The sequence below is a fragment of the Dactylosporangium sp. CA-092794 genome (genome assembly GCF_050948465.1).
Lineage (GTDB): Bacteria > Actinomycetota > Actinomycetes > Mycobacteriales > Micromonosporaceae > Dactylosporangium.
In genome coordinates this window covers 5,165,394-5,184,526 of the sequence record NZ_CP192044.1, presented here as the reverse complement: position 1 = coordinate 5,184,526, position 19,133 = coordinate 5,165,394, and the positions used below count along the sequence as shown (strand labels likewise).

19 protein-coding genes are annotated in these 19,133 nt (G+C 72.2%); 6 read left to right on the top strand and 13 right to left on the bottom strand.

Annotated features, from left to right (window positions below; translation table 11 throughout):
- The 6 genes from ACQPXD_RS22365 to ACQPXD_RS22340 form a co-directional block, all read right to left on the bottom strand.
- Complete coding sequence (locus tag ACQPXD_RS22365) at positions 1 to 1,122, bottom strand: acyl-CoA dehydrogenase family protein (RefSeq protein WP_432841512.1); 1,122 nt, start codon at positions 1,120 to 1,122, stop codon at positions 1 to 3.
- The gene (locus tag ACQPXD_RS22360; RefSeq protein WP_432841510.1) at positions 1,119 to 2,312 is read right to left on the bottom strand and encodes an acyl-CoA dehydrogenase family protein; all 1,194 of its coding nucleotides are present in this window, start codon (positions 2,310 to 2,312) and stop codon (positions 1,119 to 1,121) included. The genes ACQPXD_RS22365 and ACQPXD_RS22360 overlap by 4 nt, the downstream gene beginning before the upstream one ends.
- Complete coding sequence (locus tag ACQPXD_RS22355; RefSeq protein WP_432841508.1) at positions 2,309 to 3,478, bottom strand: acyl-CoA dehydrogenase family protein; 1,170 nt, start codon at positions 3,476 to 3,478, stop codon at positions 2,309 to 2,311. Before ACQPXD_RS22355 ends, ACQPXD_RS22360 begins: the two co-directional genes overlap by 4 nt.
- The gene (locus ACQPXD_RS22350) at positions 3,475 to 4,302 is read right to left on the bottom strand and encodes an enoyl-CoA hydratase/isomerase family protein (RefSeq protein ID WP_432841506.1); all 828 of its coding nucleotides are present in this window, start codon (positions 4,300 to 4,302) and stop codon (positions 3,475 to 3,477) included. Before ACQPXD_RS22350 ends, ACQPXD_RS22355 begins: the two co-directional genes overlap by 4 nt.
- 106 nt (positions 4,303 to 4,408) lie before the next feature.
- Positions 4,409 to 5,308, bottom strand: coding sequence for a fumarylacetoacetate hydrolase family protein (locus ACQPXD_RS22345; RefSeq protein WP_432841504.1), 900 nt, complete (start codon positions 5,306 to 5,308; stop codon positions 4,409 to 4,411).
- 71 nt (positions 5,309 to 5,379) lie between these two features.
- Positions 5,380 to 6,855, bottom strand: a complete 1,476-nt coding sequence (locus tag ACQPXD_RS22340; protein WP_432841502.1) for an aldehyde dehydrogenase family protein — start codon at positions 6,853 to 6,855, stop codon at positions 5,380 to 5,382.
- Between the two features lie 153 nt (positions 6,856 to 7,008).
- Between ACQPXD_RS22340 and ACQPXD_RS22335 the strand changes: the two genes are divergently transcribed.
- Positions 7,009 to 7,809, top strand: coding sequence for an enoyl-CoA hydratase-related protein (locus ACQPXD_RS22335; RefSeq protein ID WP_432841500.1), 801 nt, complete (start codon positions 7,009 to 7,011; stop codon positions 7,807 to 7,809).
- Positions 7,806 to 8,480: a TetR/AcrR family transcriptional regulator gene (locus tag ACQPXD_RS22330; RefSeq protein ID WP_432841498.1), complete on the top strand. Its 675-nt coding sequence runs from the start codon at positions 7,806 to 7,808 to the stop codon at positions 8,478 to 8,480. The genes ACQPXD_RS22335 and ACQPXD_RS22330 overlap by 4 nt, the downstream gene beginning before the upstream one ends.
- Here the strand turns inward: ACQPXD_RS22330 and ACQPXD_RS22325 are convergent.
- Positions 8,473 to 9,279 carry an enoyl-CoA hydratase/isomerase family protein gene (locus ACQPXD_RS22325; protein ID WP_432841496.1) on the bottom strand — a complete coding sequence of 269 codons (807 nt, stop codon included), beginning with the start codon at positions 9,277 to 9,279 and terminating at the stop codon, positions 8,473 to 8,475. The genes ACQPXD_RS22330 and ACQPXD_RS22325 overlap by 8 nt on opposite strands.
- A gap of 95 nt (positions 9,280 to 9,374) precedes the next feature.
- Between ACQPXD_RS22325 and ACQPXD_RS22320 the strand changes: the two genes are divergently transcribed.
- Together ACQPXD_RS22320 and ACQPXD_RS22315 are read left to right on the top strand one after the other, a co-directional pair.
- Positions 9,375 to 10,316, top strand: coding sequence for a TIGR03619 family F420-dependent LLM class oxidoreductase (locus ACQPXD_RS22320; RefSeq protein ID WP_432841494.1), 942 nt, complete (start codon positions 9,375 to 9,377; stop codon positions 10,314 to 10,316).
- Positions 10,317 to 10,377: 61 nt separating this feature from the next.
- Positions 10,378 to 11,157, top strand: coding sequence for an enoyl-CoA hydratase-related protein (locus ACQPXD_RS22315; protein ID WP_432841492.1), 780 nt, complete (start codon positions 10,378 to 10,380; stop codon positions 11,155 to 11,157).
- A 37-nt stretch (positions 11,158 to 11,194) separates the two neighbouring features.
- Here ACQPXD_RS22315 and ACQPXD_RS22310 read toward each other — a convergent pair whose 3' ends face one another.
- From ACQPXD_RS22310 to ACQPXD_RS22300, 3 genes are read right to left on the bottom strand one after another with little or no spacing between them, the layout of a single operon-like run.
- A complete protein-coding gene (locus ACQPXD_RS22310; protein ID WP_432841490.1) occupies positions 11,195 to 11,929 on the bottom strand; it encodes a GntR family transcriptional regulator in 735 nt (244 codons plus the stop codon).
- Positions 11,926 to 12,687 carry a crotonase/enoyl-CoA hydratase family protein gene (locus ACQPXD_RS22305; protein WP_432841488.1) on the bottom strand — a complete coding sequence of 254 codons (762 nt, stop codon included), beginning with the start codon at positions 12,685 to 12,687 and terminating at the stop codon, positions 11,926 to 11,928. The genes ACQPXD_RS22310 and ACQPXD_RS22305 overlap by 4 nt, the downstream gene beginning before the upstream one ends.
- Positions 12,684 to 13,793, bottom strand: a complete 1,110-nt coding sequence (locus ACQPXD_RS22300) for a CaiB/BaiF CoA transferase family protein (RefSeq protein WP_432841486.1) — start codon at positions 13,791 to 13,793, stop codon at positions 12,684 to 12,686. Before ACQPXD_RS22300 ends, ACQPXD_RS22305 begins: the two co-directional genes overlap by 4 nt.
- Positions 13,794 to 13,938: 145 nt before the next feature.
- On the opposite strand from ACQPXD_RS22300, the gene ACQPXD_RS22295 reads away from it, so the two are divergent.
- Both ACQPXD_RS22295 and ACQPXD_RS22290 read left to right on the top strand, forming a co-directional pair.
- Positions 13,939 to 14,952: an enoyl-CoA hydratase/isomerase family protein gene (locus ACQPXD_RS22295; protein ID WP_432841484.1), complete on the top strand. Its 1,014-nt coding sequence runs from the start codon at positions 13,939 to 13,941 to the stop codon at positions 14,950 to 14,952.
- Complete coding sequence (locus ACQPXD_RS22290; RefSeq protein WP_432841482.1) at positions 14,949 to 16,226, top strand: CoA transferase; 1,278 nt, start codon at positions 14,949 to 14,951, stop codon at positions 16,224 to 16,226. Before ACQPXD_RS22295 ends, ACQPXD_RS22290 begins: the two co-directional genes overlap by 4 nt.
- On the opposite strand, the gene ACQPXD_RS22285 is transcribed toward ACQPXD_RS22290, so the two are convergent.
- The 3 genes from ACQPXD_RS22285 to ACQPXD_RS22275 form a co-directional block, all read right to left on the bottom strand.
- The gene (locus tag ACQPXD_RS22285; protein ID WP_432841480.1) at positions 16,223 to 17,236 is read right to left on the bottom strand and encodes an LLM class flavin-dependent oxidoreductase; all 1,014 of its coding nucleotides are present in this window, start codon (positions 17,234 to 17,236) and stop codon (positions 16,223 to 16,225) included. The two genes, ACQPXD_RS22290 and ACQPXD_RS22285, sit on opposite strands and share 4 nt — an antisense overlap.
- A 4-nt stretch (positions 17,237 to 17,240) precedes the next feature.
- Positions 17,241 to 18,167: a phosphotriesterase family protein gene (locus tag ACQPXD_RS22280; RefSeq protein ID WP_432841478.1), complete on the bottom strand. Its 927-nt coding sequence runs from the start codon at positions 18,165 to 18,167 to the stop codon at positions 17,241 to 17,243.
- Between the two features lie 68 nt (positions 18,168 to 18,235).
- Positions 18,236 to 19,132: an enoyl-CoA hydratase gene (locus ACQPXD_RS22275; RefSeq protein WP_432841476.1), complete on the bottom strand. Its 897-nt coding sequence runs from the start codon at positions 19,130 to 19,132 to the stop codon at positions 18,236 to 18,238.
- Between the last annotated feature and the right edge of the window lies 1 nt (position 19,133).

Sequence of the window (19,133 nt, the reverse complement as noted above, 5' to 3'; positions counted from 1 at the left end):
CTAGTGCGGGGGCCGGCGCGTGCCCGCCCCGATGTCAGCGCGCGCTTGGGCGGCCAGTTCCCACAGTTGCGAGGCCGAGCCGTGCAGCTGGCTTTCGGCCAGCGCCCGGCGGAACAGGAGGGTGACCTCGTGGTCGTCGACCGCGCCGAGGCCGCCATGGATCTCGTGCGCCACCCGGAGTGCCTGGGTGGTAGCCTCCGCGACCCAGGCCTTCATCGCGGCCAGCGCGGCCACCGGTGTGCGCAGGGCGGTGCCGCTGGCCGTTTCGAAGACCAGCAGTCGCGCGGCCAGCAGTGCGATGTGCGAGTCCGCGAGCGCGTGCTTGACCGCCTGGAAGGCGCCCAGCGGCCGCCCGAACTGCTCGCGCACCGTGGCGTGGGCGATGGTCAGGTCCAGCGCCCGGCGGCCGAGGCCGACCAGGTACGCGCTCTGGAACAGCAGCGTGCGGCGCCACGTCGCGGCGATCAGCCGCACGGCCGCGTCCCCGCGGGCGAGGACGTCCGCCGCGGCTACCGGCGTCCGGTCGAATGCCACCCGGGCGATCTCACCCCCGGTGCTGGTCTGCCGCGGTGCGGCGGTCACTCCGGCCGCGTCGGCCGCCGCGACGACGACCAGCGGTTCGCCGTCCGCCGTCGCGGTGACCACGAAGCGCTCGGCGCGGGTACCCCACTCCACGAACGCCTTCTCACCCGTGAGCACCAGGCCGCCGCCGTCGGGCACGGCGCGCAGCGCGGGCGGCCGGTCGGGCCGGGTGGCCGCCTCCAGGTGCGCCCAGGTCCACACCGCCTCGGCCGCCACCAGCCGGCCGTACTGCTCGGCAAACCGCGGGTGCGGCCGCAGCGCCCCGGCGGCTTGGACCACGCAGGCCAGGACCGGCGACACGGCGGCGTGCAGGCCGAGCTGCTCGGCGAGGAGGCACGCCTCGACCTGTCCGCCGCCCGGGCTGTCGACCGGCTCGCCGGCGGCGAAGCCGAACATCCCCATCTGCCCGAGCGCCCGGTACTCCGTGTCCAGGAAGCCACGGCCCCAGATCTCACGGATGCGGTCGCCGCTCGCGCCCTTGAGCGCGGCCGCGATCGCTTCGCGCACCGCGAGCTGATCGGCGTCGAAGTCGAGTCTCATCCGCGGTACCTCGGCAGCCCGAGTCCGGCCTCGGCGACCAGATCGCGCTGGATCGCGTTGGTCCCGGCGGTGAACAGGGTGATCGGGGCATGCCGGTACATCCGCTCGAACTGACCCTCGGCCGGCGCCCCGGCGTCGCCTTCGGCCAGCACCGCCTCGGCCCCGAGCAGATCGAGCACGGTGCGCGAGACCCGGTGGCGCAGCTCGGTGATCATCACCTTCGCCGCGGACGCCTCGACGGTGACGGCGCGTCCCTGGGCCGCGGTCCACGCGACGTACTGGCCGACCAGCCGCGCGGCGTGGCAGTCGGTCTCGATGCGGACGAGCGCCTCGGCGACGCGCGGCTCGTGCAGCCGGGCGGCGAAGTGTGCGGCGCACGCCTCGGCGGCCATGCTCAGCGGTCCGGCCATGATCGCCGTGTACCGCTCGTGCGCGAGCGCGTAGCCGACCGCCCGCCACCCGTCGTTCTGCGCACCGACCCGGTCCGCCGCGGGCACCCGCACATCGTCGAGGAACACGATATTCGTGCGGATTCCGGACATGGTGTACATCCCGGTCACCGACAGGCCCGGCGCGTCGGCGGGGATGATGAAGATCGAGATCGCCGAGCGGGTCGGCGCCCGCGGATCGGTCCGGGCCGCCAGCCAGTAGTACTTCGCGTAGTGGATGGCGCTGGAGAAGACCTTCTGTCCGCTGATGACGTAGTCGTCGCCGTCCCGGACGGCCTTGGTCCGCAGCGCGCCGAGATCGGAGCCCGCGTTGGGTTCGGTGTAGCCCAGGGCGAACTCGATGCCACCGCTGACGATCTGCGGGATGAACCGCCGCTGCAGCTCGACCGCCCCCAGCCAGACGAGGGTGGGTGCGACCGTGCCCAGCGCCATCGACGGGTAGGGCGCGCCGGCGCAGGCCAGTTCGGACTCCACCACGTAGCGCTCCAGCGGCCCGCCGCCCTGCCCGCCGGCCTCGACCGGAATCCCGTAGCCCAGCAGCCCGGCGCCGCCGAGCTTCGCGCAGAACTCCTGGATCTCGGTGCGGTCGACACCGGGCAGCCGAACCTCGGGTGCCTGCAGGTCCCGCGAGACCGTGTCGTTCATCGCGTACCGCCGGTGGGAGGCCGGCCAGTGCTCGTCGAGAAACGCGCGCACCCGCTCGCGCAACTGCTCCACCTCGGCGGGGTACTCGAAGTTCATCGCCCGACGGTTCCGTCCAGCCGCACGAAGCCGCGGCCCAGCAGTTCCCGCGCGACGACCGACTTGGCGATCTGCGGGGTACCGTCGGCGATCTCCGTGCCGATGACGTCGCGCAGCCGCAGCTCGAGCGGCAGGTCCCGGGTCCATCCGTAATGCCCGTGCAGGATCATGCAGTCGTGGATGGCCGCGACCGACAGTTCCGGACCGATCCACTTGCAGGCGGCCGCCTCGCGGGTGTGCGGCCGCCCGGTGTCCCGCAGCCACAGCGCGTAGTAGCAGTAGAGCCGGGCCATCTCGAGCTTGGTGTGGTGCTCGGCGAGGGGGAACTGGACACCCTGGTTGGCCGCGAGCGGCCGGCCGAACGAGGTGCGCTGGCGCGCATACTCCAGGGTCTCCTCGATCGACTTCATCGCGGCGCCGATCGACATGAGCGCGAGGATCACCCGGGTGCAGTCGAAGCCGATCATCACCTCGCGGAAGCCGGTGCCCTCCTCGCCCAGGCGGTAGTCGACCGGCACCAGCACGTCGTCGAAGGCCACGATGCCGCGGCCGATGCTGCGGGCACCCATGTCGTCGATCGGATGCCGGCTGACCCCCGGTGCGTCCATCGGGACGAGGAAGGCGGTGATCCCCTTGTCGACGCCGTCGACGACGGCGCGCGCGAAGACGATCAGCGCGTCGACCGCCATCGTCATCGTGACACCGGACTTCTCGCCGGTCAGCCGGTAGCCGTCCGGCGTGGCCACCGCCTTCATCCGCATCGCGGCGGCGTCGCTGCCGCCGGAGCTCTCGGTGACCGCGAGGCTGATGACCGAGGTGCCGGCGAGGAACCGGGTCAGCCAGTCCTTCTTGGCGCGGTCGGTGCCCCAGCGGTCGAGCAGCTCGCCGACGATGGGGGTGATCAGCATCAGGTACGCCGACGAGTGATCGCCGCGGGCCAGTTCCTCGGCGACGATGCCGATCGCGACGTACCCACCCGGGTTGCCGCCGTTGGCCTCGCTCACCGCCAGGCCGGTGATCTCCATGTCGGCGAGCCGGCGCCAGACGTCGAACGGAAACTCCCCGGACGTGTCCCGGTCCCGGTAGGCCGGCGCCAGCTCGGCCTCGGCGTAGGCGCGTACTGCGGCCCGTAGCATCTGCTGCTCCGGTGTGAATTCGAAGTTCATTTCGGCGCCACCCCGTTCGCGAAAGGCAGGTCCCGCTCGGCCACCGCCTGCTTCAGGCCGACGGCATCGATCTTGGCCAGCCACTCCCGCGTCTTGCCGGAGGCGTGCGCGATCGCGTCGATCTCGACCCCGGCCGACAGCGCCTGGCGGAAGCCGTTGGCGTCGACGAGCCGGTGCATGGCCCGGCGCATCAGGCGGATGTTGTCGTTCGGCATCGCCGCGATCCGGCCGGCCCACGCCGCCACCGTGTCGTCCAGCTGGTCGGCGGGTACGGCGAGGTTGACCAGTCCCCAGTCGGCGGCCTCGCGGCCGGACAGCTCCTGCGAGAGCCACAGGTACTGCTTCGCCCGGCGTAGCCCCATCACGAACGGGTGGATCAGCTCGGTCGGCGCGCCGCCGGTGCCGCGCAGCGCCGGTTGCGCGAACCGCGCGTCCTCGGCGGCGATCGCGAAGTCGCACATCATGACCAGCTCGACGGCCGCGCCCAGGCAGAAGCCGTGCACCGCGGCGAGAATGGGCAGCGACCCGTCCCACAGCCGCAACAGCAGCCGGTTGGCCGCGTCGAGGCGGTGCCAGTCCGAGATGACGTCGCCGGAGGCCAGGGAGGCGAGGATGTCGCCGCCGGACCCGAGGTCGTGGCCGGAGGAGAAGCCCTTCCCCGCGCCGCGCAGCACGACGAGCGAGACCTCGCGGTCGGCATCGAACTTCTCGTACGCGGCGACGAGCTGTTCCAGCGTCGCGTTGTCGATCGCGTTGGCCTGACGTGGCCGGTCAACCGTCAGGCAGGCGATCGCGCCATCGCGGTGGACCTGCAGCGTGGTCATGCATCTGCCTCACTCGACTAGAAACGTCATCCGTCGCCGCGCGGCGGCGCCCGTAAAACTACCAACCATTCGTTTGGTGCACGCTACGATTCGCGTGACGGCACTGTCAACCCTGATCGCCGGTGGCCGGCACCGGCGCGATCCGGTTGCGCAGCCGGCCCAGCGCGGCACCGACGAGCTCGACGACGTTGCCCGGACGCAGCCAGGGATAGCTGTCCTTGTCCCCCAGCGCGCGCAGCTCGAGCAGGCAGCCGGTGCCGACGGTGCCGGATCCGATGAGGTCACCCCGGCACAACCGGGTGTTCTCGGCCGCGCGGGCCAGCACCTTCCCCCAGGTGAAGTAGGAGTCGGCGAGATTGCCCCCGCCCAGCCGCCGCCCGTCCACCCAGACGTCAAGCCGCTGCGCGAACCGTCCCTTGCCGTCCGGGGACAGCTCGTCCGGGGTCACCAGCCACGGGCCCAGCGAGGTCGCGAAGTCCTTGCCCTTGGCCGGGCCGAGACCCACCGGCATCTCGGTCAGCTGCAGGTCCCGGGCGGACCAGTCGTTCATCAGCGTGAATCCCGCGATGAGCTCGAGGGTGGCCGGGTCGTCCGGGTCGAGCCCGGCCGCGTCGGCACCGACGATCGCGGCCACCTCGAGCTCGAAGTCGAGCCGGCGGCTCGCCGGCGGGGCGGGAATGTCCTCGTCCGGCCCGAACAGGCACGCCGGGTTGGTGAAATAGAACGCCGGCGCGGCGTACCAGGCGTCGGGCACCGGCTGACCCCGGCGCGCGTTCGCCACGTGCTCCTCGAAGATCATGAAGTCGCGGAACGAGGGGGGCGCGTGCGTCGGGCACAGCAGTCGCACCTCGGTCAGCGGAACCGCCTGCGCGGCGCCGGTCGACGGCCGGGTGAGCAGCAGCTCCAGCACCCGCCCGGGGGCGTCGTCGTGCAGCGCGCGGAACCGGTCGCCGTCCACCACCCCTACCACGTCCGCGCCGTCTACCACGGCTCGGGCCACCTTCACCAGCGCTCCCCCCACTCCCGATACAGCCACCTGCCGGCGTCGGCGACACCGATGGGTGGCGAGGCTCCGGCTCAGCCCGGCAGTGCGATCCAGACGTTCTTCGGCCGGGTGAACTCCCGCAGGCCCGCGAGGCCCTGCACGCGGCCGTAGCCGCTCTGCTTGACGCCGCCGAACGGCGCGCCGATGGGCAGGCCCGGGTTGCCGTTGACCGATACGACACCGCACTCCAGCTTGGACGCCACCGAATGGGCGCGGCCGAGATCCGCGGTGTGCAGGTACCCCGCCAGGCCGAACTGGGTGTCGTTGGCGATGCGGACGGCGTCGTCGGTGTCGTCGAACGGTATGGCGCACAGCACCGGGCCGAAGATCTCGTGCTGCGCGACCGGCGCGGCGTTGTCGACGTCGGCCAGCAGCGTCGGCGCGACGAAGTAGCCGTCGGCGAGGTCGCCGTCCAGCCGGGTGCCGCCGGTCACCAGCCGGCCGGCCTGTCCCGCCACGGCGTCTCGGACCACGCCGAGGATCCGGTCGGCGGCCTGCGCGGTGATCACCGGGCCGATCACGGTCTGCTCGATCGCGGGGTCACCGATCGGCGCCTTCGCCAGCGCCGTCGCCAGGCCGTCGACGACGTCGTCGTACACCGAACGCTGGATGAGCAGCCGGCTGCCGGCGATGCAGGCCTGGCCGGTGTTGATGATCGCGCCCAGCGCGAGCTGGGTGACGGCGGCGTCCAGGTCGGCGTCCTCGAAGACGATGTTCGCCGACTTCCCGCCGAGTTCCAGGCCGGTGGGCAGCAGCCGCTCGCCGGCGATCGCGAGAATCTTGCGGGCCGTCGCGCCGCTGCCCGTGAAGTGGAGCTTGTCGATACCCGGGTGCCGGACCATGGCCTCCCCGGCGAGCGGGCCGCCGGGAATCACGGTCACCACCCCGGGCGGGAAGCCCGCCTCGGCGAACAGCTCACCCAGGCGCAGGGCGCCGTACGGCGCGAGCTCGGGGGGCTTGACCACCACGCAGTTGCCCACGGCCAGCGCCGGCGCGACGGTCTGCGCGAAACCGTACACCGGCGCGTTCCACGGAATGATGATGCCGACGACGCCGTACGGTTCCTCGACCGCGTAGTCGAGTGCCGGCTGGGGCCAGGAACGGATGACCTCGCCGGCCGCCTTGTCGGCCCAGCCCGCATAGTATTCGAACGCGTCCGCGGTGATGGCCGGCGAGACCCGGGAGGAGCCGATGGTCTTCCCGTTGTCGATGACCGAGATCTGCGCGAGCTGCTCGATGTCGCGGCGGATCAGCGCGGCGACCGCCAGCAGCAGGCGGCGGCGTTCGTTGGCCGGCAGCGCCCGCCATTGCGGCAGGACCCGGCGGGCGGCGGCGATCGCGGCGGCGACCTCCTCGGCACCGCCGAGCGGGATTTCCCGGGTGGGCGCGCCGTTGCCGGCATAGCGGTGCTGGTGGGCACCGCCGGACATGCTCCCGAGCTTCTTGCCGCCGACCAGCGCGGCAGTGTCCGGCAGGACGTCCAGGCGGGGCGAGAGGATCGCGGCCACGAATCAAGCCACCTTTCGCGTGAGTCCGGTGGACAGAGATTACGACCGATCAGCCTCTCTGCCAACCGTCTGTTTGGTTTTCGGCCGGACGGGACGCGATGCCCGGCAGGCGGGTGTTTGCCAGACGCAGTTGGCATCCGCAATACTGATCTAATGACCAATCGGTTGGTGGATGCAGTCGTGGAGTCGGAGCACCTGCGCGCCGCGCCGGACGGGCACGTCCTCGTCATCGAGCTGGACAACCCGTCGGCCCGCAACGCCGTCTCCGCGTCGCTCGCCACGGGCATGGAGGCGGCGCTGGATCTTCTCGAGTCGACGCCGCAGCTCTGGCTCGCCGTGCTGACCCACACCGGACCGGTGTTCTGCGCCGGGGCGGACCTCAAAGCCGTGCAGCGGGGCGAAGCGGCGTCCCTGTCGACCGAACGCGGCGGGTTCGGCGGCATCGTCCGACGCGCGCGCACCAAACCGCTCATCGCCGCCGTCGACGGACCGGCCCTGGCGGGCGGATTCGAGATGGTGCTCACCGCCGACCTGGTCGTCGCCTCCACGAACGCGTACTTCTCCCTGCCCGAGGTGCGACGGGGACTCATCGCGGCCGGTGGCGGACTCACCCGGGCGATCCGGGCGCTGCCGCGCAACATCGGGATGGAGGTCCTGCTCGCCGGTCGCACGATCACCGCCGCGGAGGCCGAACGCTACGGCCTGGTCAACCGGGTCTGCGAGCCCGGGCAGGCCCGGGCGGCGGCGCTGGAGCTGGCCGGCCAGGTCGCGCTCGGGGCGCCGCTCGCGCTCGCCGCCACCCGGCGCATCGCGCTGGCCGCGAGCGAGCAGGCCGACCGCGAGAGCTTCGCCAGCATCGACGCCGAGCTCGAGAAGCTCTACCAGTCGGCGGACATGGCCGAGGCGCTGGCCGCGTTCTTCGCCAAGCGCGATGCGCACTGGGCCGGCGCATGAGTCCGGCCAGGCAGCGGCGGACCGGCGGCGAGGAGAGCAGCGCACGGCGCTCCCAACTGCTGGACGCCGCCGAGCGGGTGTTCCACCGCCGCGGCTACTCGGCGGCGACGATCCAGGAGATCGCGGACGAGTTCGGGATCCTCAAGGGCAGCACGTACCACTACGTCCGGTCCAAGGAGCAGCTGCTGCTGGAGGTCGAGGAGCGCGCGCACCGGCACGTGTTCGCCGAGGTGTCGGCCGCGGTCGACTCGGTGTCCGAACCCATCGAGCGGCTGTGGATGTTCATCCACAGCCTCATCCTGCTCAACGCGCGGACCCCGACGATGGGCAGCCTGACGAAGGCGACCCTCGACCTGCCGCCCGGCGCCGGGCGGGACCGGATCGCGCAGGCGCGTCACCGATTCGAGGACCTGCTGCGCACCCTGCTGGACGATGCGGTCGAGGCCCGCGCCGTGCCCGCGGGGCTCAACGGCAAGGTCGTCGCGTTCGGCATTTTCGGCCTGATCAACTCGATCTACCTCTGGTACCGGCCGGGCGGGCCGATCTCCCCCGACGAGCTGGCCCACACCTATGCGGACTCGCTGATCGCCGGGCTCGTCTCGGCGCCGCCGGCCGGCTCCGCGACCTGGCAGCGCCTTGCCGCGGAACAGACCGCACCGGTGCCTAGCTGAAGTTCGGCTCGCGCTTCTCGCGCAGTGCCTTGACGCCCTCCTGGACGTCGTCGCCGGCCAGGCCCAGGAACTCGTACGCCATCGAGATGTCGTAGCTCGGGCCGGCCAGCCGCAGCCAGCTGTTCATCGCGTACTTGGTCATCTCGATGGCGCTCTGCGAGCCGGACACCAGTCGCCTGGCGACCTTGCGGGCCGTCGGGACGAGCTCGTCCGCCTCGACGCACAACGACACGACCCCCATCCGCTCGGCGTCCTTGCCGAGGATGGGCTCGCACGTCAGCACGTGGTACTTCGCCTTCGCCATGCCCATCAGCAGCGGCCAGATCAGCACCGCGCCGTCGCCGGCCGGCACCCCGAAGCGGGTGTGACCGTCGACGAGACGCACGTCCGGCGTGGCGATGGAGACATCGGCGAGCAGGCCGACGCACAGGCCCGCCCCGACGGCGACCCCATGCATCGCCGAGACGATCGGCTTCGAACAGTTGATGATGTTGTAGACGATGTCACGCGTCTCGCGCATGCCGCGCAGGCGGGCCGATGCGCTGACGGCCATCTCGTCGATGATGTCCATCTCGCCACCCGCGCAGAACGCCCGGCCTTCGCCGCGGACGATGACCGCGCGGATGTTCTCGTCGGCGCTGATGTCCGGCCAGATGACCGCCAGCTGGGCGTGACCGCGCGCGCTGACCGCGTTGAGCTTGCCGGGGTTGGAGAAGACGATCTCCAGCACCCGGTCCTCGACGACTTCGAACTTGAACTGATCATAGGTGTCGATGTAGTGCTGCACGTCAATCGCCATAGACGACTGACCTCCATCCGAAGCGAACGTTGGGAACCTTTCTGAGTCTGCCAAACGTCTGGTTGGTGCGTCAACAACTGCGGTATCCTCGCGCCGTGGACGAACGACCAGACACCACCCGGCCCCGGCTGACCGTCGACCTGCGCAGCTACGCGGCCGACGCCGAGTCCGCGGACTGGGCCGGGATGCTGCGCCGCGCCGAGCAGCTTGACGCGGCCGGGGTCGACCGGCTCGTGGTCTCCGACCACATCGCCTTCGGGGAGAACCTCGCGGCCTACGGCGACCCGGGCGCCGGCGGCCGGACCGGCGGTGTGCAGCCGACCGGGCCGGACGGGCACTGGCTCGAGCCGCTGACGACGCTCGCCGTCATCGCCGGGCGAACCACCCGAATCCGCCTGGGCACGAACATCATTCTCGCCGCGCTGCGCCGCCCCGCCGTGCTCGCGAAGTCGGCCGCGACCCTGGACGTGCTCAGCGACGGCCGGCTGGACCTCGGCGTCGGCGTGGGCTGGCAGCGGGAGGAGTACGACGTCGCCGGCCTCGACTACCGGCAGCGAGGGCGGCTGCTCGAACACACCCTCGACGTGTGCCAGCTGCTCTGGGGCCAGACCCGGGCCGACTACCGGACGACCGAGTTGTCGTTCGAGGGGATCCACGCCATGCCGAAGCCGCTGCAGTCCGGCGGCGTACCGATCTGGATCTCCGGCACCGTCAACGACCGCGTGGTGCGCAGGGTCGCGCGGTACGGACGGCGCTGGATCCCCTGGGGCGAGGACGAGTCCGACATCGACCGCGGGATCGCCCGGATGCGCACGGCACTGGCGGCATTGGCCGGCTCCGCCGACGAGCTCCGGGTCTCCGCACCACTGCGCACCATCCGGCTACCGGACCGGAGCATCGATGTGGCGGCCACCCTCGCCCCTGTCCCCCGGCTGGCCGGCGCCGGCGTGACCGACTTCCGCGTCCATCTCCCGACGACCGCCGACCCGGCCGGTTTCGTCGCGGCCTTCCGCGAAGCCTCCGGTGCACCGCGGTGACGGCGGGCCCGCCGCGGACGACGCGGCCCCCGATCTCCAGCATCGACCCGGGAGGCAGACGATGACGCAACCTGACCAGGTCCTGGTGCGGCGGCACGGCGGGACCGCGGTACTGACCCTCAACGCACCCCGCCGCCGCAACGTGCTCTCCGCCGAGCTGGTCGCCGCCGTGGGCCGGGCGATGGACGAGATCGAGAGCGACCCGGACGCCCGCGCCGTGGTGGTCACCGGGGCCGGCCCGGCCTTCTGCGCCGGCGCCGAACTGTCCACCCTGCAGGCGGCCGCGGACGGCGAATTCGACCGGGTGCGCGTGGTCTACGACGGCTTCCTGCGGATCCTGCGCTCGCCGCTGGTCACCATCGCCGCGGTCAACGGTCCCGCGGTCGGCGCCGGATTCAACCTCGCGCTGGCCTGTGACGTGCGGCTGGCCGGCGACAGCGCACTGTTCGACACGCGATTCGCCCAGCTGCGCATCCACCCGGGCGGCGGCCACCTGTGGCTGCTGACCCGCGCGGTCGGCGCGCAACGCGCCACCCTGGCCGCGGTCTTCGGCGAACAGTGGGACGCACAGGCCGCGCTCGCGGCGGGTCTGGTCGCCGCGGTCCACCCGAGCGACGCGCTGGTGGCGGCCGCTGTCGACCTCGGCCGGCGGCTGGACGGCCAGGAGGCCGCCTACACCCGGCGCCTGGTCCAGAGCACCCGTGAGTCGCTGTCCACGCTGCGCCACGCCGAGGCGCTGGCGCGGGAGACCGAGGCCCAGCACTGGTCCACCGGCCGCCCGGCCTTCCGGCAAGGCGTGGCGGACCTGCTGGCCGCGCTGGCTCGGCGCCGTGCCGGCTGACCGTTGCGCTGCCGTCGCGACGGTGCGCGACTTACGGTCATGCCCGGCGGGGCGCGGGCTCCACGCCGCTGGCGCTGCGGCGGATGAGGTCGGAGCGCAGCGTCGACAAGATGTGCCGGCGCGCGGCAGCCTCAGCCTTCGCGCCCGACCCGTCGCGGATGGCGTCGAGGATGGCCCGATGCTGCGTCCGGCCCACGTTGAGGATCTTGGCCAGTTCGTCGGCCGGGACGCCCTCGTCCGCCATGGGCGAGTGCAGCGCCAATCCGGTCGAGCGCACCACGTGCAGCAGCGGGCGCAGGCGCGGGTTACCGCATTCCTCGGTGATGCGCACGTGGAACGCGATGTGCGCCGGGAACCACACCGAAGGACGGAACGGGTCGGCGGCGTCGTCCATCGTGGACAGCAGATCGGCGAGCTCGCGGTCCAACGCGTCAGGGATTCCGTTGACCGCCAGCAGCCGGGCCGCCAGGCCGTCCACCATTTCCCGCAACTGGTAGAGGTCCCGCAGGTCGTCGGCGCTGTAACGCACCACCTCAACGGTCCGGTTGCCGTTGCTGATCCGGACCAGCCCATCCTGCTCCAGCAGGCGCAGCGCCTCCCGCAACGGCGTGCGGCTGACCCCGAGCCGCCGGGCCCACTCGGTCTGCAGGACCGTCGTACCGGGAGGGAGCTTGTGGTCGAGGATCAGGTCACGAAGGTACTGCGTGATGTCATCGACGATCCTCGTGGTGCGGATCGGAATGGGCCGGATGCCCTCGCCCGGGTCGGTCATCGCCCCTGCCACACCGGCGCGCGCTTCTCGAGGAACGCGAGGGCACCCTCGCGCGCGTCTTCCGAGGAGAACACGGGGTCGGTGAGGGGCCGCTGGCGGTCGAATGCCTGGTCGGCCGGCCATCCCCGGGACTCGCTGACGATTCGCTTGCTCGCGGCCAGTGCGAGCGGGCCGTTGGCGGCGATCGCACGTGCGAGGAGCAGCGCCTCGCCCAGGGCCTGGCCCGGCTCGGTGAGCCGGTTGACCAGCCCGAAATGCAGGGCACGCTCCGCCGAGATCGGATCTCCGGTCAGAATGAGCTCCATGGCCACGTGACGGGGCAGGCTCGACGGCAGGCGGAACAGCCCGCCGGCCGCCGCCACCAGACCGCGCTTGACCTCGGGCAGGCCGAAGGTCGCGGTGCGGGCGGCGACGATGAGATCGCACGCCAGGACGACTTCGAAGCCGCCGGCCAGCGCATAGCCCTCCACGGCGGCGATCAGTGGCTTCGCCGGAGGTCGTTGCGTGAGCCCGGCAAAGCCCCGTCCCGGCAGGGACACGCGCTCGCCGAGCCGGAAGCTGCCGAGGTCCATGCCGGCGCAGAACGTGCCACCCGCGCCGGTGATGATCCCCACGGCGAGGTCGTCCCGCTGATCCAGTTGGTCCAGAGCGCCCGCGACCCCCGTGGACACCGCCTGGTTGACGGCGTTGCGCCGGTCGGGCCGGTTGATGGTGATGACCAGGACACCGCCGTCGGCGGCGACCTCGACTTCGCTCACGCCCGTTCCTCCCGCTGCTCGTCCGGCTGGGCCCAACGCGCGGCGGCGGCCGCGACGTCGATGTCGCGGGCCGCGCCGGGCGGGCCGGCGCTCGTCCTCGAGAACCGCGGCGCCGGGGCCGGCTGGCGGACTCCGGCGATGTCGACGAAGCCGGCTCGCTCCCGCATGTGGGGGTGGTCCGGTGCCTCGGCGAAGCTCAACACGGGCGTCACGCAGGCGTCGGTGCCCTCGAAGACACGCTGCCAGTGCGCGCGCGGCCGGCGGCCGAACTCCTCGGCGAGCCGGGCCCGCAGCGTCGGCCAGCCGGCCCGATCGCGCTGCGCCGGCAGGCCGGCGTCGGCCAGGCCGAGGCCGGCGAGCAGTGCGGCATAGAACTGCGGCTCGATGGCGCCCACGGCGACATACTCACCATCGGCGCACCGGTAGGTGTCGTAGAAGGGGGCTCCGGAGTCGATCAGGTTGGTCCCGCGCTCGTCCGACCAGCGCGACCGGGCCCGCAGGGCCCAGACCATCTGGGCGAGCACCCCGACGCCGTCGACCATGGCCGCGTCGACCACCTGTCCCCGGCCGCCCCGGTCGCGTTCCCAGAGCGCGGCGAGGATGCCGACCAACAGCAGCATCGACCCTCCGCCGAAGTCCGCGACCAGGTTGAGCGGGGGGACCGGCCGCTCGCCCGCGTGGCCGATGGCCCGCAGAACCCCCGTCAGCGCGACATAGTTGATGTCGTGACCCGCCCGTAGCGCCAGGGGACCATCCTGTCCCCAGCCGGTGACCCGGGCGTAGACCAGACGGGGATTGGCGGCGAGGCAGTCGTCGGGGCCAAGGCCGAGTCGCTCCATCACGCCGGGCCGGTTGCCCTCGATCAACACGTCGGCGCGCTCGGCCATGCGCCGGGCGAGGTCGCGCCCCGCGGCCGACTTCAGGTCGACCGCGACACTGTCACGACCCCGCAGCAGGTGGTCCTCCGCGACGGGAACGGCGTCCTGGCCGGGCCGGCAGATACGCACGACGTCGGCGCCGAGGTCGGCCAGGACCATCGCGGCGTGCGGCCCGGGCGCGAGCCCCGCGAATTCCAGCACGCGCAACCCGTCGAGCGGCCCCGCCATGGCCCGTCCTTTCGCGCTCCGGAAGGTTCCTGCATCCCGGATACAGGATACGCTGCTTGATCAGGCCAGGCAAACGGTGCCTACGCAGCGGCAACCCGTGCGGGGCCTGCTGGCCCGCCCGAGTCCACCCGCCATATGATGCGTCGTGGACGTTCTCGCGGTGGCAGACCTGGAGCGGTGGCTGTCCACGGCCCAGGCGGCAGAGGGCCCGCACGGGTCTGGCTCCTGTCTCGTTGTGGTGGATCTCGCGACGACCGGGTCCGGCCCGCCCGCCGACCTGGCCGCCCAGGTGCGGGGCCTGCCTGCTGTGCTCGTCGGAGTTTCCGAAGCCGCCGACCCCGTGGCCGGGACCGTCGAGGACCTGGCCGCCGGGTCCGAGCCCTACGCATCGGTGATGGATGTCGTGGTGACGGCCGCCCGGCTTCCGGCACTGGTGGCGGCGGTGCAGGCCCACCCGCTCGCCGCGACCGCGCTCGCGCTGCTGCTTCGCTGCGCCCCGTCCGGTATCGATGCCGGGCTGGTGGCGGAGTCGACGACCTACTCGATGCTGCAGGCGGGGCCGGAGTTCGCCGCCTGGCGTGCCGCTCGCCCGCCGCGAACGCGCTCGGATCGGGGCCCGGCCGTGCTGGTCGAGCGCTACGGAGACGAACTGCGGGTCAAGCTCAACCGGCCGGAGGTACGCAACGCGCTCAACGCCCGGATGCGCGACGAGCTTGTGCAGGCGCTGACGATCGCGGCCAACGACCCGGACCTGACCGTGCGCCTGGAGGGCGCGGGTCCGTCGTTCTGTGCCGGCGGGGACCTCGATGAGTTCGGCTCGCGCGCGGACCCGGCATCGGCCCATGTCATCCGGCTTACTCGAAGCCCCGCCCGGCTGCTGAGCCGCCTGGCGGCCCGCGTCACCGTCCACCTGCACGGGGCGTGCTACGGGTCGGGCATCGAGCTGCCCGCCTTCGCCGGTCGGGTGGTCGCGGCGCCGGACACGCGCATCGCCCTGCCCGAGCTGGCCCTCGGCCTGATCCCGGGGGCGGGCGGCACGGTCAGCCTGCCCCGCCGCATCGGGCGCCGGCGCACCGCGTGGCTCGCGTTCACCGGCGAGCCCATCGACGCCGGGACGGCCCGCCGCTGGGGCCTGGTGGACGCCGTGGAGCCGGCATGACCGATCGCGTCACGTTCACCCTCGCCTGCGGTGCCGGTGCCGACGGTACTGCCTGCGCCGTGCTCGACTGGGCCCGATCGGGCGCGATGGCGCTGACCGGCCATCCGGACGGACCGCCGCTGGCGCCGCTCGGACCGGTCGCGGGCCGCGTCACCGCCGTGGTCGCCGCGCTGGCCGACGCCACAGCGCGCTGGGGCCGCCGGGTTGACCTGGACACGGGATCGTTGCTGTCCGCGCGGGCCGGCGAGCAGGGCTGGACGCGCGGGGGCGGCCGGACATCGGCAAATGGCAGCGCCCGCCTGCTCGGCGCCCCGGATGGATGGATCGCGGTCAATCTGTCCCGCTCGTACGACCTCGAGGTCCTCCCGGCCGTGCTCGGCCGGCCGATCGAGACGGCGAACGCCTGGGCCGCGCTGGCCGACCTCGCGGGGACACGGCCGGCGCGCGAGGTCGTCGCGGCGTTGCAGGAGATCGGAATTCCCGCGGCGGTGCTGGGCGAGGCGGCCGGTAGGGCGCCGGTGCGGTGGCTGCGGGTGGGACGGCCGGCGAGCCGGCGGCGCCGGCCCCCGGTCGTGGTGGACTTCTCCGCCATGTGGGCAGGCCCGTTGGCCGCTCGCATCCTGAGCCGTGCGGGCGCGACGGTGGTCAAGGTGGAAGACGTCCGCCGCCCCGACGGCGCGCGCTTCGGCCCGCCGCGGTTCTGGGCACAACTGCACCACGGCCAGCGGATCGTCCGGCTCGACTTCGGCTCGCCCTCAGGCCAGCAGGACCTGCGCGAACTGGTCGCCGGGGCCGACGTCGTCGTCGAGGCGAGCCGGCCGCGGGCGCTGCGCCGGTTGGGTCTGATCGCCGAGGAATTTGTGGCGGATCGGCCAGGACGCACGTGGCTGTCGATCACCGGCTATGGTCGTACCGCCGAATGCGAGCACCGGGTGGCGTTCGGCGACGACGCTGCGGTCGCGGGCGCGCTCGTCGCGTGGGACGGTGCGGGACGGCCGGTCTTCTGCGGTGACGCCATCGCCGATCCGCTCACGGGGCTTTACGCCGCGGCGGCCGCCGTCCGGTCGCAACTGTCCGGGGGCGGGCATCTCCTCGACGTCGCCATGGCCGGAGTCTGCGCCGGCATCGGGGCGTCCGGCGCGGACCCGCCGCGGCGCCACGAGGTGTGGCGCCGCGGCACCGGTTGGGTGGTGACGCACGAGGAAGCGGCCGAGGCCGAGGTCGCCCCGCCGGCGGCAGGGCCGCTCTTCACCGGAGCGTCCACAGAGGACTAATCGCCGGACCGCGCGGGACGTAGACCTCGGGTCTCGAGTTCGGGCAGCACCGCGCTCTCGAACAGCCGCAGACTCCGCCAGGCCCGCTCGGGCTCGATGCCACCGAAGAGCGGCTGGAAGATCAGCTCGCCGCCGTCGCCCAGCGTCTCGGCCATCTCGACGCACTCGGCCGGCGTCACCAGCCGGTAGGAAGGGTTGCGCCGCAACGCGTCGAGATCCGCCGTCCGGGTGTATGAGCCGCCGCCCCCGCCTCGTTCCGTGGCCCAGTCGGCGTAGGAGTTGGCGGCGTACAGGACGGCCGGGCCGATCACCGGCCAGTCGGCCTCGGGGTCCCGCGTGACGTGGACGAACATCGGCCCGCGGACCGGTGGTGGCTCCCCCACCGGCAGGCCGAGGCGCTCGCGCTCCTGCCGGTACACCTCGAAGAGGGTCGCGTCGCCGGCCGGCAGGTAGTTGTCCCCATAGCGAGCCGCCCGCAGTGCCGAGGCCCGCAGCGAACCGCCGATGTAGATGGGAGGCCTCGGCCGGCGTGCCGGAGTGGGCCGGACCAACACTCGGACGCCCTGGTGGTCGAACGCCTCGCCGGTCCAGGCCCGATCCAGGACCTCGATGGTCGACTCGAGGATCGCCGCCCGCTCGGCCTTGCTGACGCCGAACATGGCGTACTCGTGGGGCCGGTAGCCGATACCCAGGGTGAGCACCAGCCGGCCGTTGCTGAGGATGTCGAGGACCGCGAGGTCCTCGGCGAGCCGCAGCGGGTTGTGCAGGACGGCGATGAGGGCGGACAGGTGGATCGCGATGCGGCTGGTGCGGGACGCGATCGCGGCGCCGACGACGATCGGCGAAGGGCAGTAGCCGTCCTCGGCCCCGTGATGCTCGCCGATGTAGACGGTCTCGAAGCCGAGCCCGTCGGCCCAGGCGCACTGGTCGACGGCCGCCGCGTACAAGTCGGTGGTGGACGGCCCGCCGGCCGGAGCCCGCAGGTCGAACTGAAGTCCGAGTCGCAACATGGGTCTACTCGAACAGCCGTCGGACGTTGTCGGTCATGATCATGTTGATGTCCTCGTCCGAGACACCCGCCGTGCGCAGCAGCGGGAAGAAGTTGCGGGCCAGCCAGGTGAAGTCGCGATCCTCGATGACCAGTTCGTTGGGCCGGCCACACCAGCGCAGGTGGCAGTCGAGCGACATCGTCAGCCGGGAGGCGAAGCCCATGCGGATCAGCGCGGCAATACACTGGGCCCGGATGTCGTCGGGCATGAACGTGTGCAGACCGATGCGGTCAAACCCGACGGTCGCGCCCTTGCGCAGGATCCGCGCGTGGTAGCGGAGGTTGGCGCTGACGTCGCTGTGCCCGACCACCACGCGGGCGGGGTCGACGCCTTCATCGACGAGCAGGTCCACCTGCCTGTCGCCGAGCGACCCGTAGCCGGTGTGCGTGAGGATCGGCGCCCCGGTCTCGAGGTGGGCCTTGGCGCCCGCCCGGATGATCAGCCGTTCCAGGTCGGTGAGCTCCTTCTGACCCGTCGCTATCTTGATGGCTCCGGTCCGGACGCCGGTGCGGCCGACCCCCTTGGTCAGTTCCCGGACGTAGATGTCGGTGATCTGGGCCTCGGTAAGCTGCCGGAAGTAGTGCGGCACGCCGTAGGCATCGGCGAACAGGCCCGAGATCGCGATGATCTGCAGCCCGCTCGCCTCCGAAACACGTTGCAGCAGCGAGACGTCGCGACCCATCTCGATGGTGGTCATGTCCACGATCGTCCGAATGCCGCTGGCGACCGCGAGCTTGCACTTCTCGATCGCCTCCCGCTCGAGCTCCACCCAGTCGATCGCCAGCGTGCTGTCGAGGAAGGTGCCGTCCCAGGCGACAATGATGTGCTCGTGCGGCATGGTGAAGCCGAGATCGCCGGGTTGGATGACGCCGGTGACGGTGTTGATGTCCATAGCAGAATCATGAATCCTGTCAGATAGCGATCGGTCACTTTCTTCGGCCGGGTGGCCGGCACCTCAGGTCACGGCGTGTCCCGGGCGGCCAGCTGGACCGGTGGTGCGGTGCGCCAGTCGGGCCCGCCGAACTCGGGTGTGCCGAGCGCGACCTTGCCGCCGGAGAGCTCCATCCAGTGGCTGTGGTTGAGCTCGTGCAGCGCGAAGCACGTGTTGAGCGCGTTGGTGAAGCCCATCGCGTCGACCGTGTGGTTCACCGAGTCCTTGATCAGCAGAGCGGCCATGGTCGGCACGCGGGCGACCCGGCGGGCGAAGTCGAGCGTGCGCTCGGCGAGCTCGGCGTCGGCGAACACCTTCGACACCATGCCCAGCCGGTGGGCCTCGCCGGCGTCGATGGCGTCGCCCGTCAGCAGGAGTTCCTTCGCCTTGCGGGGGCCGAACTCCCACGGATGGCCGAAGTACTCCACGCCGCACATGCCGAGGCGGGTGGCGACCACGTCGGCGAAGCGGGCTGACTGCGCGGCGACGATGAGGTCGCAGCACCAGGCGAGCATGAGGCCGGCCGAGTAGACGTTGCCCTGCACCTGCGCGATCGTGATTTTGCGCAGGTTGCGCCAGCGCCGGGTGTTGTCGAAGTAGTAGTGCCACTCCTGGCGTACGCGGCTCTCCGCTCCGGCGCGGGTGGCGCCGTTGCACTGGTAGGTCACGTGCTGGTCCGGGCCCGGGGTCGACTCCCGGATACGGTCGGGTGAGCCGAGGTCGTGCCCCGACGAGAACGCCGGGCCGGCACCGGCGAGGATGACGACGCGGACGTCGTCGTCGGCCTGGGCCCGGGCGAACGCGTCGTCCAGCTCGACCAGCAGGCCCCGGTTCTGCGCGTTGCGGGTCTGCGGGCGGTTGAGCGTGATGCGGGCGATGGTGGACTCGTCGAAGGTCTCGTAGAGCAGGTACTCGTAGTCGGACACG